Source organism: Pseudomonas sp. No.21 (assembly GCF_054558415.1).
The window spans coordinates 178,506-193,095 of record NZ_BAAJNO010000012.1 but is presented as its reverse complement, the minus strand read 5'-3'; the positions used below and the strand labels follow the sequence as shown (position 1 = coordinate 193,095).

The 14,590-nt window shown below is 68.6% G+C and carries 12 protein-coding genes; 6 read left to right on the top strand and 6 right to left on the bottom strand.

Annotated elements, in window-relative coordinates; genetic code table 11:
• Positions 1–57: 57 nt before the first annotated feature.
• Positions 58–1,140, bottom strand: a complete 1,083-nt coding sequence (locus ACYJSS_RS24295; protein ID WP_111263328.1) for a 5-(carboxyamino)imidazole ribonucleotide synthase — start codon at positions 1,138–1,140, stop codon at positions 58–60.
• A gap of 3 nt (positions 1,141–1,143) precedes the next feature.
• Complete coding sequence (gene purE / locus ACYJSS_RS24290) at positions 1,144–1,635, bottom strand: 5-(carboxyamino)imidazole ribonucleotide mutase (protein ID WP_111263329.1); 492 nt, start codon at positions 1,633–1,635, stop codon at positions 1,144–1,146.
• A gap of 233 nt (positions 1,636–1,868) precedes the next feature.
• On the opposite strand from purE, the gene adhP reads away from it, so the two are divergent.
• Positions 1,869–2,891, top strand: coding sequence for an alcohol dehydrogenase AdhP (gene adhP / locus ACYJSS_RS24285; RefSeq protein ID WP_111263330.1), 1,023 nt, complete (start codon positions 1,869–1,871; stop codon positions 2,889–2,891).
• Between the two features lie 18 nt (positions 2,892–2,909).
• Here the strand turns inward: adhP and ACYJSS_RS24280 are convergent, their stop codons facing one another.
• Positions 2,910–3,830: a LysR substrate-binding domain-containing protein gene (locus ACYJSS_RS24280; protein WP_111263331.1), complete on the bottom strand. Its 921-nt coding sequence runs from the start codon at positions 3,828–3,830 to the stop codon at positions 2,910–2,912.
• A gap of 175 nt (positions 3,831–4,005) precedes the next feature.
• Here ACYJSS_RS24280 and ACYJSS_RS24275 point away from each other — a divergent pair, with 175 nt between their 5' ends.
• Complete coding sequence (locus ACYJSS_RS24275; RefSeq protein ID WP_111263336.1) at positions 4,006–5,430, top strand: aspartate ammonia-lyase; 1,425 nt, start codon at positions 4,006–4,008, stop codon at positions 5,428–5,430.
• A gap of 574 nt (positions 5,431–6,004) precedes the next feature.
• Here the strand turns inward: ACYJSS_RS24275 and pdxR are convergent.
• On the bottom strand, positions 6,005–7,471 hold the full coding sequence (gene pdxR, locus ACYJSS_RS24270) for a MocR-like pyridoxine biosynthesis transcription factor PdxR (RefSeq protein WP_111259159.1): 1,467 nt from the start codon (positions 7,469–7,471) through the stop codon (positions 6,005–6,007).
• 89 nt (positions 7,472–7,560) lie between these two features.
• Here pdxR and ACYJSS_RS24265 point away from each other — a divergent pair, with 89 nt between their 5' ends.
• The 4 genes from ACYJSS_RS24265 (at position 7,561) to ACYJSS_RS24250 (ending at position 12,549) form a co-directional block, all read left to right on the top strand.
• A complete protein-coding gene (locus tag ACYJSS_RS24265; RefSeq protein ID WP_236205126.1) occupies positions 7,561–8,193 on the top strand; it encodes an FMN-binding negative transcriptional regulator in 633 nt (210 codons plus the stop codon).
• Between the two features lie 22 nt (positions 8,194–8,215).
• Positions 8,216–8,659, top strand: coding sequence for a GNAT family N-acetyltransferase (locus ACYJSS_RS24260; RefSeq protein WP_236205125.1), 444 nt, complete (start codon positions 8,216–8,218; stop codon positions 8,657–8,659).
• 10 nt (positions 8,660–8,669) lie between these two features.
• Positions 8,670–9,353: a GNAT family N-acetyltransferase gene (locus ACYJSS_RS24255; protein WP_236205124.1), complete on the top strand. Its 684-nt coding sequence runs from the start codon at positions 8,670–8,672 to the stop codon at positions 9,351–9,353.
• Between the two features lie 292 nt (positions 9,354–9,645).
• Complete coding sequence (locus ACYJSS_RS24250) at positions 9,646–12,549, top strand: autotransporter family protein (protein ID WP_236205123.1); 2,904 nt, start codon at positions 9,646–9,648, stop codon at positions 12,547–12,549.
• Between the two features lie 357 nt (positions 12,550–12,906).
• Here the strand turns inward: ACYJSS_RS24250 and ACYJSS_RS24245 are convergent, their stop codons facing one another.
• Positions 12,907–13,599 (bottom strand): hypothetical protein, encoded by a 693-nt coding sequence (locus ACYJSS_RS24245; protein ID WP_236205122.1) that lies wholly within the window; start codon positions 13,597–13,599, stop codon positions 12,907–12,909.
• Between the two features lie 55 nt (positions 13,600–13,654).
• Positions 13,655–14,473 (bottom strand): helix-turn-helix domain-containing protein, encoded by an 819-nt coding sequence (locus ACYJSS_RS24240; protein ID WP_111259165.1) that lies wholly within the window; start codon positions 14,471–14,473, stop codon positions 13,655–13,657.
• Positions 14,474–14,590: the final 117 nt, after the last annotated feature.

Genomic DNA, 14,590 nt, shown 5'->3' with positions numbered 1-14,590 from the left:
AAAAAAGGGCGTGTCCGTGGACACGCCCTTTTTCAGACTGGAAGCAGCGACCGGGGTTCAGCCGGCGATCAGCGCCTCGACCTCGGCGATGCGCGCCTTCAGGGTCGCCAGGTCGGCGCTGCGCAGGGTGGCGTGGCCGACCTTGCGCCCGGCCTTGAAGGCCTTGCCGTAGTGGTGCAGGTGGCAGTCGCCGACGGCGATCACCTTCTCCACCGGCGGCACGTCGCCGATGAAGTTGAGCATGGCGCTCTCGCCCACCTTGGCGGTGGAACCCAACGGCAGGCCGGCGACGGCGCGCAGGTGGTTCTCGAACTGGCTGCACTCGGCGCCTTCGATGGTCCAGTGGCCGGAGTTGTGCACGCGCGGGGCGATCTCGTTGGCCTTCAGGCCGCCGTCCACCTCGAAGAATTCGAAGGCCAGCACGCCGACGTAGTCCAGCTCGCGCAGCACGCGGCCGACGTAGTCCTCGGCCAGGGCCTGCAGCGGGTGGTCGGTGCTGGCGATGGACAGGCGCAGGATGCCGTTCTCGTGGGTGTTGTGCACCAGCGGGTAGAAGCGCGTCTCGCCGTCGCGGGCGCGCACCGCCACCAGGGACACTTCGCCGGTGAAGGGCACGAAGCCTTCGAGGATGCAGGGCACGCTGCCCAGCTCGGCGAAGGCACCGGCCACGTCCGCCGGGCTGCGCAGGACCTTCTGGCCCTTGCCGTCGTAGCCCAGGGTGCGGGTCTTCATCACCGCCGGCAGGCCGATGGCGGCCACGGCGGCGTCCAGGTCCGCCTGGGACTGGATGTCGGCGAACGCGGGCGTGGGGATGCCCAGGTCCTTGAACATCGACTTCTCGAACCAGCGGTCACGGGCGATGCGCAGGGCATTGGCCGAGGGATAGACCGGCACGAACTGGGAGAGGAAGGCCACGGTCTCGGCCGGCACGCTCTCGAACTCGAAGGTCACCAGGTCCACTTCGTCCGCCAGCTGGCGCAGGTGGTCCTGGTCGCCGTAGTCAGCGCGGATGTGCTCGCCGAGCGCCTGGGCGCAGGCGTCGGGGGCCGGGTCGAGGAAGGCGAAGTCCATGCCCAGCGGGGTGCCCGCCAGGGCCATCATGCGGCCGAGCTGGCCGCCACCGATCACGCCGATCTTCATCTGTCAGGCCTCACGCGGGTCCGGGTTGTCGAGCACCGAGCGGGTCTGCTCGTCGCGGAAGGCCTTCAGCGCCGCGTGGTACTGCGGGTGCTGGTGGCCGAGGATGCTGGCGGCCAGCAGGGCGGCGTTGACCGCGCCGGCCTTGCCGATGGCCAGGGTGGCGACCGGGATGCCCGCCGGCATCTGCACGATGGAGAGCAGCGAGTCGACCCCCGAGAGCATGGACGACTGCACCGGCACGCCGAGCACCGGCAGGTGGGTCTTGGCCGCGCACATGCCCGGCAGGTGGGCGGCGCCGCCGGCACCGGCGATGATCACCTGGATGCCACGGGCCTCGGCTTCATCGGCGTACTGGAACAGCAGGTCCGGGGTGCGGTGGGCGGAGACCACCTTCACTTCATAGGGGATGCCCAGCTTGTCCAGCATCTCGGCGGTGTGGCTGAGGGTGCTCCAATCGGACTTGGAGCCCATGATCACGCCTACCAGTGCGCTCATCGTCGTGCCTCATCAAGGGTCGAAAAACCAACAAGCCACGCATAGTGCGTGGCTTGTCTGCGATGTGGGCCGGCGTGCGCTGCCGGCCGAAGGCCGCGCAGTATAACGCAAAGCCCGCCCTTGCCTACCGTCCGTCCAGCGGCTCGCCAAGGCGCCCGGAAATTGCCCTGGAGCAAGGGGCAGCCCGGCCTGCGGGTGCACACTCCAGGCTCCGTTTCCAGGAGGTGCATGCCATGAGCCAGACCATGAAAGCCGCCGTCGTCCACGCCTTCGGCGAACCGCTGCGTATCGAAGAGGTGAAAGTGCCACTGCCCGGCCCCGGCCAGATCCTCGTGAAGATCGAGGCATCGGGCGTCTGCCACACCGACCTGCACGCCGCCGAGGGCGACTGGCCGGTGAAACCCGCCCTGCCCTTCATTCCCGGGCACGAGGGCGTCGGCTACGTCGCGGCGGTGGGCGCCGGGGTCACCCGCGTCAAGGAAGGCGACCGCGTCGGCGTGCCCTGGCTGTACACCGCCTGCGGCTGCTGCGAACACTGCCTGACCGGCTGGGAAACCCTCTGCGAGGGGCAGCAGAACACCGGCTACTCGGTGAACGGCGGCTACGCCGAATACGTGCTGGCCGACCCGAACTACGTCGGGCTGCTGCCGAAGAACGTCGGCTTCGCCGAGATCGCGCCGATCCTCTGCGCGGGCGTCACTGTCTATAAAGGCCTCAAGGTGACCGGCGCGCGCCCCGGCCAGTGGGTGGCCATCTCCGGCATCGGCGGCCTCGGTCACGTGGCCGTGCAGTACGCCCGCGCCATGGGCCTGCACGTGGCGGCCATCGACGTCGACGACACCAAGCTGGAGCTGGCCCGCAAGCTCGGCGCCAGCCTCACGGTCAATGCCCGTAACGAGAACCCCGCCGAGGTGATCCAGCGCGACATCGGCGGCGCCCACGGCGTGCTGGTCACCGCCGTGTCCAACAGCGCCTTCGGCCAGGCCATCGGCATGGCCCGTCGCGGCGGCACCGTGGCGCTGGTGGGCCTGCCGCCGGGCGACTTCCCCACACCGATCTTCGACGTGGTGCTCAAGGCCATCAGCATCACCGGCTCCATCGTCGGCACCCGTGCCGACCTGCAGGAGGCGCTGGACTTCGCCGGCGAAGGCCTGGTGCATTCCACCTTCAGCACCGACCGCCTGGACAACATCAACGCCATCCTCGACCGCATGCGCGCCGGCCAGATCGAAGGCCGCGTCGTCCTGCAGATGTGACCGCCCCGCGGCCCCGGCTCAGGCCGGGGTCGCGCCCTCGCTGCCCGCCCCGCCTTCCAGCTTGCGCCACAGCAGGCGGATCGACGCCTTGCGCACCAGGGCGCAGCGGTACAGGCGGATCTCCAGCGGGATATGCCACTGGCTGCCCCCGCACACCACCAGCTCCCCGCGCGCCAGCTCGGCCTGGGCACTCAGGCGCGGCACCCAGGCCACGCCCATGCCCTGCAAGGCCATGCTCTTCAGGCTGTCGGCCATGGCCGTCTCGTAGACGGTGGTGGAACGCAGCGCACGCTGGCGCAGCAGCAGGTTCACCGAGCGCCCGAGGAAGGCCCCCGCGGTGTAGGCCAGCAACGGCACGCTCTGCCCGTTCTCCAGGCTGTAGAGCGGCTCGCCATGGGCATCCACGGCGCTCACCGGCAGCATCTCGGTGCTGCCCAGGTGCATGGAGGGGAAGATCTCCGGGTCCATCTGCAGGGAGGCATCCGGATCGTAGAAGGCCAGGATCAGGTCGCAACTGCCCTCGCGCAGGGAATGCACGGCATCGCCGACGTTGGTGGCGATCAGGCGGCTGGCGATGTTCAGGCCCTCGCCCCGCAGCCGCGCGATCCACTGCGGGAAGAAGCCCAGCGCCAGGGAGTGGGCCGCGGCGAACTGCAGCACCTCGCCCTGCTGGCCTTCCAGGTGGTGCAGGTGGCGCACCACCTCGCCCATCTGCTCGACCATGCTGCGCGCCGTGACCAGGAACAGCTGGCCCGACTCGGTCAGTTCGATGGGCGTGCGCGAGCGGTTCACCAGGGTCAGCCCCAGGGCCGACTCCAGGCTGCGGATGCGCCGGCTGAAAGCCGGCTGGGTGACGAAGCGCTTCTCCGCCGCCTGGGAAAAGCTGCGGGTGGCGGCCAGGGCGACGAAGTCCTCCAGCCATTTGGTTTCCAGGTTCATCTCGATCCCCTTGCCCGATTTTGGTGCACACGCTTCCCGAACGAAGCGGGTCACGGCCGCATTATGCCGTTTATGCATGACCCAGCGGATAACAGCATTGGTCGACGAACGGCTGGAGGCTTAGTCTATTGGGCATCGCGGCACTGGCCGTGTCCTTCCCGAGATGTATTACATCATGTCCTCCGCTGCATCCTTCCGCGTCGAAAAAGACCTGCTCGGCACCCTCGAAGTCCCCGCCGATGCCTACTACGGCATCCAGACCCTGCGCGCCGTGCAGAACTTCCGTCTCTCCGGTGTGCCCCTGTCGCACTACCCGAAGCTGGTGATCGCCCTGGCGATGGTCAAGCAGGCCGCCGCCGATGCCAACAAGCAGCTCGGCCACCTCGATGCCGATAAGCACGCCGCCATCAGCGAGGCCTGCGCCCGCCTGATCCGTGGCGACTTCCACGACCAGTTCGTGGTGGACATGATCCAGGGCGGTGCCGGCACCTCCACCAACATGAACGCCAACGAGGTCATCGCCAACATCGGCCTCGAGGCGATGGGCAAGCAGAAGGGCGAGTACAAGTACCTGCACCCGAACAACGACGTGAACATGGCGCAGTCCACCAACGACGCCTACCCGACCGCCATCCGCCTGGGCCTGCTGCTCGGCCACGACGCGCTGCTGGCCAGCCTCGACAGCCTGATCCAGGCCATCGCCGCCAAGGGCGTCGAGTTCTCGCACATCCTCAAGATGGGCCGTACCCAGCTGCAGGACGCCGTGCCCATGACCCTGGGCCAGGAATTCCACGCCTTCGCCACCACCCTGGGCGAAGACCTCGGCCGCCTGCGCAGCCTGGCGCCGGAACTGCTCACCGAAGTGAACCTGGGCGGCACCGCCATCGGCACCGGCATCAACGCCGACCCGGGCTACCAGCACCTGGCCGTCGAGCGCCTCGCCGCCATCAGCGGCCAGCCGCTGAAACCCGCCGCCGACCTGATCGAGGCCACCTCGGACATGGGTGCCTTCGTGCTCTTCTCCGGCATGCTCAAGCGCACCGCGGTCAAGCTGTCGAAGATCTGCAACGACCTGCGCCTGCTCTCCAGCGGCCCGCGCACCGGCATCAACGAGATCAACCTGCCGGCCCGTCAGCCGGGCAGCTCGATCATGCCCGGCAAGGTCAACCCGGTGATTCCGGAGGCGGTCAACCAGGTCGCCTTCGAAGTGATCGGCAACGACCTCGCCCTGACCCTGGCGGCCGAGGGCGGCCAGCTGCAGCTGAACGTGATGGAGCCGCTGATCGCCTACAAGATCTTCGACTCGATCCGCCTGCTGCAACGCGCCATGGACATGCTGCGCGAGCACTGCATCGTCGGCATCACCGCCAACGAAGCCCACTGCCGCGCGCTGATGGAGAACTCCATCGGCCTGATCACCGCGCTGAACCCCTACATCGGCTACGAGAACTCCACCCGCATCGCCAAGGAAGCGCTGGTCAGCGGCCGCGGCGTGCTGGAACTGGTCCGCGAGGAGAAGCTGCTGGACGAGTCCATGCTCGCCGACATCCTCCGCCCGGAAAACATGATCGCCCCGCGCCTGGTGCCCCTGAAGGCCTGACGCGACACCCGACTCACCAGGAGGGGCCCAGCCCCTTCATCCTTCAAGGATGGCGCCCGCCATCCTTTTTTTTGCCTGTGGAAAAAGCAGTTATCCACAAGCCGTCTACCGGCACCCCTCCTCTCCGGATGTAGGGTGGATAACGCTCTTTTTATCCACCGAGCGGGGCCGATCCCAGCACCACTGCCCACCCCATGGGAGCGAATTCATTCGCGATGGAGCCGCAGCCACCTGGGGCTATCCAGCCGGCTGCACGCCTTTTCGCGGCTGAAGCCACTCCCACGACAAGCGCAGCGAGGGCCGGAATCGGAGCCGACCCCAACCCCGAACGGTGGACCGATGAAGCGCGGTCCACCCTACCCACCGGCCGCATCGCGCACCCACGGACCATCCCGCTGCGTAGGGTGGATAACGCTCTTTTTATCCACCGAGCGGGGCCGATCCCAGCACCACTGCCCACCCCATGGGAGCGAATTCATTCGCGACGAAGCCGCAGCCACCTGGGGCTATCCAGCGGGCTGCAAGCCTTTTCGCGGCTGAAGCCGCTCCCACAAGTGCCCCCCACACCTGCCGGTTACAGCCTCCACGCCTTGCGCAACGCCGCCAGCGCCTTGGCGATCTCCGCCTCGGGCACGGCGGCGAAGCCCAGCACCAGTCCCGCGCGGTTATCCACAGGCGGCTCGTCCCCCGGCAGCCAGTAGCTGCTGAGCCCGGTGAGTTCGACCCCGGCCTCGTCGGCCGCCGCGATCAGCTCATGCTCGCGGGCCAGGCTGCCGACCCGCACACACAGGTGCAGCCCGGCGTCCACCGCCGGCATCGGCGCGCAACCGGGGATATCCACAGGCCAGCCGGCCAGCAGCGCGTCGCGGCGGCTGAGGGCGGCGGCACGCATGCGGCGGATGTGACGCTGGAAGTGCCCCGCGGCGATGAACTCGGCCATCACCGCCTGGGTGCCGATCTCCGAGTGGCGCATGTCCAGCGCGCGGCGCCGGGCGAAGGGCTCCACCAGGGCCGGCGGCAGCACCAGGTAGCCCAGGCGCAAGGCCGGGAAGGCGATCTTGCAGAAGGTGCCGACATAGAGCACCCGGCCCTGCCGGTCCAGCGCCGCCAGGGGGGCCAGGGGCGTGCCGCTGTAGCGGTACTCGCCGTCGTAGTCGTCCTCGACTATCCAGCCATCGTGGCGCTCGGCCCAGTCCAGCAGCTCCAGGCGCCGCGCCAGGGACAGGGTCACCCCGGTGGGGTACTGGTGGGACGGCGTGACGTAGGCGAGGCGGCAATCCCCGGCCCGCTCCAGGGCGGCGGTATCCAGCCCTTCGGCGTCCACCGGGATGCCGGCGAGCTGCGCGCCGGCCACCGCGAAGGCATGGCCGGCGGCGCGGTAGCCGGGGTTCTCGATGGCCACCCGGTCCCCCGGCTCCACCAGCAGCTGCGCGCAGAGGCTGATGGCCTGCTGGGCGCCACAGGTGACGATCACCTGCGCCGGGTCGCAATGCAGCCCACGGCTGTTGCGCAGGTAGGCGGCGATCAGCTCGCGCAGCTGCCAGTCACCGGCGGGGTCGCCATAGCCCAGGCGCGCGGGCGAGGGCTTGCGCCAGAAGCGTGCCGAGAGCCGCGCCCAGGTCTGGAAGGGGAACAGGTCGAAGGCCGGCACGCCGACGCGGAAGGCCCGTGGCGGCCCGCTCAGCGGGGGCTTCAGGTGATGCGTGTCCAGGCGTGACAACGCCCCGCTGGCAGCCGCCCGCACCGGCAGGGGCGGCGCAGCGCGCGGGGCTGCGGATAACTCCGCCACGTAGGTGCCATCACCGATGCGGCCCTCCACGTAGCCCTCGGCGTAGAGCTGGTCGAAGGCGCGGGTCACGGTGTTGCGCGAGATGCCCAGCAAGGCCGCCAGGTCCCGGCTCGCCGGCAGCCGCGTGCCGCTTTGCAGGCGCCCATCGAGGATGCGTTCGCGCAGCCCCTCGTAGAGCTGGCGGGCCAGGCCCTGGCGCGCATCGAGGCGGATGCCGGAAAGATCGACGGGGAGCGGCACGGCAATCGGCATGGATTGGACCTATGGAAGTGGCAGGAAATGGATCTTACAACGGGCCAATATCCTGCCTAGGATGCGTCCATCACGCCAGGAGATTCGCCATGTACCTGCCCGCCTCCTTCCGCCGGGAAGACCTCGCCGAACTGCACCTGCAGATGCGCCAGAGCCGCCTGGCCACCCTGGTGTGCCAGGGTGCCGACGGGCTGGTGGCCAGCCACCTGCCGCTGCTGCTGGAAACCGGCGACGGCGAGTACGGCACCCTCCATGGTCACATCGCCCGGGCCAACCCGCAGTGGCGCGCGCTGGCCGACGGCGCCGAGGCGCTGGTGGTGTTCAACGGCCCGGACGCCTACGTCAGCCCCGCCTGGTACGCCGCCAAGGCCGAGCACGGCAAGGTGGTGCCGACCTGGAACTACATCGCCGTGCACGCCTACGGCCAGGCCGAGGTGTTCGACGACGCCGAGCGCCTGCTGCACCTGGTCAGCCGCCTCAGCGACCAGCACGAGGCCGGGCGCCCGCAGCCCTGGGCGCTCGGCGACGCACCCCGCGACTACATCGACGCCATGCTGCGCGCCATCGTCGGCTTCGCCCTGCCCATCCGCCGTATCGAAGGCAAATGGAAGCTCGGCCAGAACCGCAGCCAGGCCGACCAGGCCGGCGTGCGCGAAGGCCTGGCCGGCAGCGCCGACGAGCGTGATCGCGAGCTGGCCCGGCGCATGGCCCCCTCACTCTGACCCACCACGACAAGGAAGCAGCATGTCCCTCGAAATCCGCCCGGCCAGCGTCGCCGACCATGCAGCCTGGCTGCCGCTGTGGCAGGGCTACCAGCGTTTCTACAAGACCGAGATCGCCGCCGACACCACCGGGCAGACCTGGCGGCGCTTCCTCGATGGCACCGAACCCATGCACGCCGCCCTGGCCTGGCAGGGCGACCGCGCCGTGGGCCTGGTGCACTTCATCTACCACCGCTCCTGCTGGACGGTGGGCGACTACTGCTACCTGCAGGACCTCTACGTGCAGGAAGGCCTGCGCGGCGCCGGCATCGGCCGCGCGCTGATCGAGCACGTCTACGCCCAGGCCCGTGCCGCCGGCGCCTCGCGTGTGCACTGGCTGACCCACGAGACCAACACCGACGCCATGCAGCTGTACGACCGCATCGCCGACCGTTCCGGCTTCCTCCAATACCGCAAGATCCTCTGAGGCCCCTCCCATGACCCAGGAAGCGCAACTCGACTGGCACCCCGTACCCGCCCCGGCCCGCGCCCCGCTCGAGGGCCTTTACGTAGGCCTGGAGCCACTGGAACCCGCGCGTCACGGCGACGACCTCTGGCAGGCCCTGCAAGGGCCCGGCCACGACCCGGCGCTGTGGAGCTACCTGCCCTACGGCCCCTTCCCCGAGCGCGCGGCCTTCGACGCCTGGCTGGCGGGCAACCAGGCCAGCGCCGACCCGCTGTTCTTCACCGTCATCGACCGCACCAGCGGCCGCGCCGTGGGCCTGCTCAGCTACCTGCGCATCGCCCCCAACGACGGCTGCATCGAGATCGGCCACATCGCCTTCGGTGCCCCCATGCAGCGCTCGCCCGCCTCCACCGAGGCGGTCTGGCTGCTGGCACGCCTGGCCATGGGCGAGCTCGGCTACCGCCGCCTGGAATGGAAGTGCAACGCCCTCAACGCCCGCTCCATGCGCGCCGCCGAGCGCCTGGGCTTCACCTACGAGGGGCTGTTCCGCCAGCACATGGTGATCAAGGGCCGCAACCGCGACACCGCCTGGTTCTCCATCATCGACAAGGAATGGCCGGCGATACGCGATGCCTTCGAGGCCTGGCTGGCTGTGGATAACTTCGATGCCGACGGCCGGCAGAAGCGCCGCCTGGAGGACTTCAGAAAATCCTAACGGCGGGCCACGCCTCGTAGGATGGGTAGAGGTACGAAACCCATCATTGCGGAGTACCCCATACCCGCATGGGTTTCGCTTCGCTCTACCCATCCTACGAACACGAAAACCTGCGCACCTGATGCACAAGGGTTTCGCTTCGCCGCCCAGCCCATTCGAATCAGCCCCCACGTAAACGGGAGCCCATCAAGAAAAAGCTCCCTTATTCCCGTAACCCTTCTGTTACGAAACCGTAAGACTTCTTCCTTATAAACAGCGGCCAACCAACAAGATCACGAACAAGGTTGCCGCCATGAACCGCACGCTGTCTCCGCTCGCCCGCTGCGTCGCCCTCGCCCTGACCGGTTTCTCCTCCTTCGCCGGTGCCGCCACCGTCAACGTGGACACCGCCACCACCACCGGCCAGGTGCTCACCGGGGAAACCACCCTGCAGGTGGGCAGCAGCGGCAGCATCACCACCAGCGGCAAGAGCGTGGAGCTGAAGAACGCCACCAGTGGCGCCGGCGTGGTCGTCGACAACAGCGGCCTGATCAAGTCCACGGGCGATCGCGGCCTCGACAGCTCGGGCAGCAACCCCTCGCGCACCTACCAGATCATCAACCGCGAAGGCGCCACCATCGACGCCTCCAAGCAGGGCATCCGCATCAGCGGCGACCTGGCCGGTACCCACGTGACCATCGATAACGCCGGCACCCTCATTTCCCAGACCGACCGCGCGATCATGCTCAAGGACCTCAAGACCAATGTGCAGATCGACATCACCAACCGCGCCACCGGCCTGATCCGCGGCGTGCGCGAAGACGCCATGCGCGTCGGCAACAACGCCACCATCACCAACTATGGCGAGATCAGCAGCGGTGACATGACCAACGCCGACGCCAAGTTCGACGGCATCGACTTCGACGCCTCCACCGGCGGCAAGGTTGAGAACCACGGCACCCTCTCCGGCGGGCGCCACGGCATCACCACCGATGTCGGCGCCGAGCTGATCAACTACGCGGGCGGCGTGGTCATCGGCCGCAACGGCTCGGGCTTCGGCTCCGACGGCAATGGTCGCGTCACCAACTACGGGCGCATCACCGGCGCCTACAGCGGCCTGGTGCCCGACGGTGACGGCGATGGCGTGGACATCGACGGCGAAGGCTGGATCGACAACCACGGCATCATCGAAGGCACCGGCGCCGGCGGCTTCAAGGACGGCGCAGCCAACACCAGCGAAGGCATCGCCATGGGCGGCGGCACCATTTATAACCGCGCTGGCGCCACCATCAGCGGCGCGGCCAACGCCATCCTCATCGACGACAGCGCCACAGGCGGCGCGCCCTATGCCACCTACCTGGAGAACTTCGGACAGATCCTCGGCCTGGGCGGCGATGCCGTGCGCATCATCGGCGACAGGAACGACACCGTGATCAACGGCGGCCTGATCAGCAGCACCGGCGGCGTGGCCCTGGACCTGGGCGGCGGCGCCGACAGCCTGACCCTGCGCAGCGGCAGCCAGTTCGTCGGCCTGGTGGACGGCGGCGCCGGTCGCGACGTGCTGACCCTGGACGACGTCGACGGCGGCAGCTTCGGCAACAGCGCCCACTTCGAATGGCTGAAGGTCAGCGCCGGCCGCTGGACCCTGGATACGCAAGACTTCAGCGAAGGCGGCGAGGTGCTCGCCGGCGCCGAGTTGGTCAACCTCGGCCGCATCGGCGGCACCCTGAGCGTCGCCTCGGGCGCCACCTACGCCGGCGGCGGCCATGTGGATAACCTCGACCTGGCCGCCGGCTCCACCCTGGCCTTCGCCGTCGCAGCCGACGGCAGCCACAGCCCGTTGCTGGCCGACGGGCACGTGGCCCTCGACGGCGCCCGCCTGGAGGTGCGCGCCAGCGCCGGCACCTACCCGAACACCCGCCACTACCAGGTGATCCAGGCCGCCGACGGCGTCAGTGGCCGCTTCGCCGGCGTCACCAGCAACTTCGCCTTCCTCACCCCGACCCTGCGCTACGAAGCCGACGGCGTGGAGCTGGACCTGACCCGCAACGACGTCGCCTTCGCCGACATGGCCGGCAACGGCAACGGTGCCAATGCCGCCGGCAGCATCAGCGCCCAGGGCAACCCGCAGCTGTACAACGCCCTGGTCACCAGCAGCGCCGGCGAAGCCCGCGACGCGCTCAACCAGCTGGCTGCACCGAACAACGCCAGCCTCGCCGGCAGCACCCTGGGCAGCACCAGCCAGGTCAGCGGCGCCATGCTCGGCGCCCTGCAATCCTTCAGCGGCGGCCTCGGCGGCAACCTGCAGAGTTCGCTGAACGTCGCAGACGGCCCGCTGCTGGCCGCCACCGGCGTGCCGGCGGATGCCCGCAACCTCAACGACCCGTCCGCTCGCGGCCGCCTCTGGGTCCAGGCCCTGGGCAGCCACGGCAACCTCGACGGCAGCCAGGGCGGCCACGACCTGGACAGCGACACCCGTGGCGCCGTGGTCGGCGCCGACTGGGCCATGGGCGGCGATTGGCGCCTGGGCGTGCTGGGCGGCTACTCGCGTACCGACCTGGAGGCCGGCAGCGGCTTCGAAGGCGACGTCGACAGCCTGCACCTGGGCGTCTACGGCCTGCGCCAGGACGGCCCGGTGGCCCTGCGCCTGGGCGCCGCCTACAGCCGTCACGACGGCGACAGCAAACGCGAGGTGGCCTTCGGCGGCTTCACCGACCACCTGCGCGGCCACTACGACGCCGAAAGCGTCCAGGCCTTCACCGAGGTGGGTTACGCCATGGGCAGCGGCAATGTGCAGGCCGAACCCTTCGCCGGCATCGGCTACCAGTACTACGCCCGCGACAGCTACGACGAGAAGGGCGGCGCCGCGGCCCTGCACGTGGACGACCAGGACCAGGGCAACCTCACCAGCACCTTCGGCGTGCGCATCGCCCGCCTCGACACCCTGGACAACGGCATGGCCTTCACCCCACGCCTGTCGGTGGCCTGGCGCCATGTGTACGGCAACGTCGACAGCAGCACCCGCCAGTCCTTCCTCAGCGGCGGCAGCGCCTTCAGCGTCGAGGGCAGCGCCCTGGACCGCAACAGCCTGCTGCTCGATGCCGGCTTCGACATCGGCCTGAGCAGCACCCAGAGCGTGGGCCTGGGCTACAGCGGCGAGCTGGGCGGCAACGCGCAGAACCACGCCATCGTCGCCCAGTGGCAGATGGGGTTCTGAAGGCGAAGCCGCTTCCACAGGTGGCCTCGAGCGTCGCCCGAACCGAGGAGCATCCCGCTGGGTAGGGTGGATAACGCTCTTTTATCCACCGAGCGGAGCCCAACCCAGCACCACTGCTAATCCCGTGGGGGCGAATTCATTCGCAATGGAGTCAATCGCCACCTGCCACGCTGTTCGGGTGGCAGATTCTTCGCGGCTGAAGCCGCTCCCACAGGGGGCACTGCGCACTGGCCGAGCAGGGAGGCATCCTGAAGTACCGCGACGGTGGACCGGTGAAGCGGGGTCCACCCTACGGTCGCCGGGTGCGGCGTGCCTCGGAATGCGGCTCGAGCCCCTACAACCCGCGAAGCGCTTTCTTCAATAGGTGCGGCAGGCGCCCTGGGCCACGGTCTCCAGCAGGCGTTCCTTGCGCTGGCTTTCGCCGTCGAACTCGGCCAGCGGCTGGCGCTTGTTGGCCGGCTCGGTGAACTCCAGGCTCACCAGCAGTCGGTAGATCTGATAGCGGTTGCGCACGGAGCGCGTGCCCGGGCAGTCGGGGAAGTTGCCGTTCTCGGTCACCAGCACCTCCTGGCAGCCTTCGTCACCCAGGTGCTTCTCATAGCGATCGGTGCCGCTGCGGTAGGTCTTGCCGGCGCATTTGAGGCGGCGCACCGTCTTGCTGCAGAAGCCCGGAGCGACGCAGTTCTCGCTGCTGTCGCGCTCCACCTTGTCCTCCTTCGACTCGCGCCAGCGCGCCTGGATGTCGTAGCGCAGGCCGCTCTCCCGGCTGGCGAGGAAGAAGGACCGGCCCTGATAGGCGCTCGACGGCACGCTGACGCTGAAGTCGCTGCGTTCGTTGTGCAACCGCAGGTCGGCGGACCACATCGGGTCGGGGTGGAACTCCAGTTCGATGTGGCCCTGGCGCAGTTGCGCGTCCTCGCTCAGTTGCAGGGGCTGGCTGTCGCGGGTGAAGAGGTAGCCCTTGCCGGTGAGGCTGCCGCAGCCGGTCAGCCCCAGCAGGAGGAAGGCCAGCAGGGCGCCGCGCGCGGCAGAGGGGGAAGGCGAAATCATGAGGTTCGGTCCTTGATCGGAAAATGGACGGTCCATCGGTGCCGCGGTCTTGCGCTCACTCGATCTCGAACAGCCCGTTCTTCAACGGCGCGACATCCAGGCGCTGGCGGATGTCGGCGTCGATGCGCGGGTCGTCGGGGCGGTACAGCATCACCTGGCGGTAGGCGCTGACCCGGTTGATCTCCGGGCCCAGGTATTCCCACACCACGCGGGTGCAGGCGGGGTTGCGCCGGTCGCCGCTGGAGACGCCGGTCTTCAGGCCGTTGAGGCGGGTGATGCGGCTCTTGAAGCTGGGGATGAGGATGGTCTGGCTCATCTCGTTGACGGTGAGCGACTCGTAGTCCATCAGGAACACCCGGTCCTGCAGCTGGAAGGCGGCGCCCAGGTAGCGGCAACGCACCCAGTCCTCGGCCTGCACGTCGGTGCTGCTGGAGCGCTCCTGGCGTTCCTGGCGCTCGAAGAGGAAGGTGCCGCGCTCCTCCCAGAGATGCACCAGCGACAGCAGGATGGTGCCGGGCACCGACATGCAGTTGGAGTATTCGAAGTAGTAGCCGCAGTAGCGCGACAGGTTGCCGGACTCCTCGCGCAGCGGCCGCAGCAGCTGCAACAACGGGTCGTCGCTGGGCACACTGCTGTCGTGGGGACGGCGCGCGCCGATCAGGCGAGCGAACGGCTCGGGCGGCATACCGAGTTCATAGTCCTCGACGCCGAAGAAATCGCCGATGCGCTTGAGGTTGTAAGCCGTGGGTACGCTCTGGCCGTTGAGGTACTTGTTGAACTGCGCCCGATTGATCGAAAGCTTGCGGCAAACCTCGGAGATAGAGCGGTAATGGCTGCACAGCAACTTGAGGTTGGCACCTAGATTGTTCGACAATTCCCGGCCCTCCAGTTGACGCGAGCGGCGCGATTATAGCGTCAACTCGCAACAAGTGGTTACAAGCTGCGAAATTGCCCCGGGCGGGGTGCTTCCTCAAACATGCCCACCCTCCAG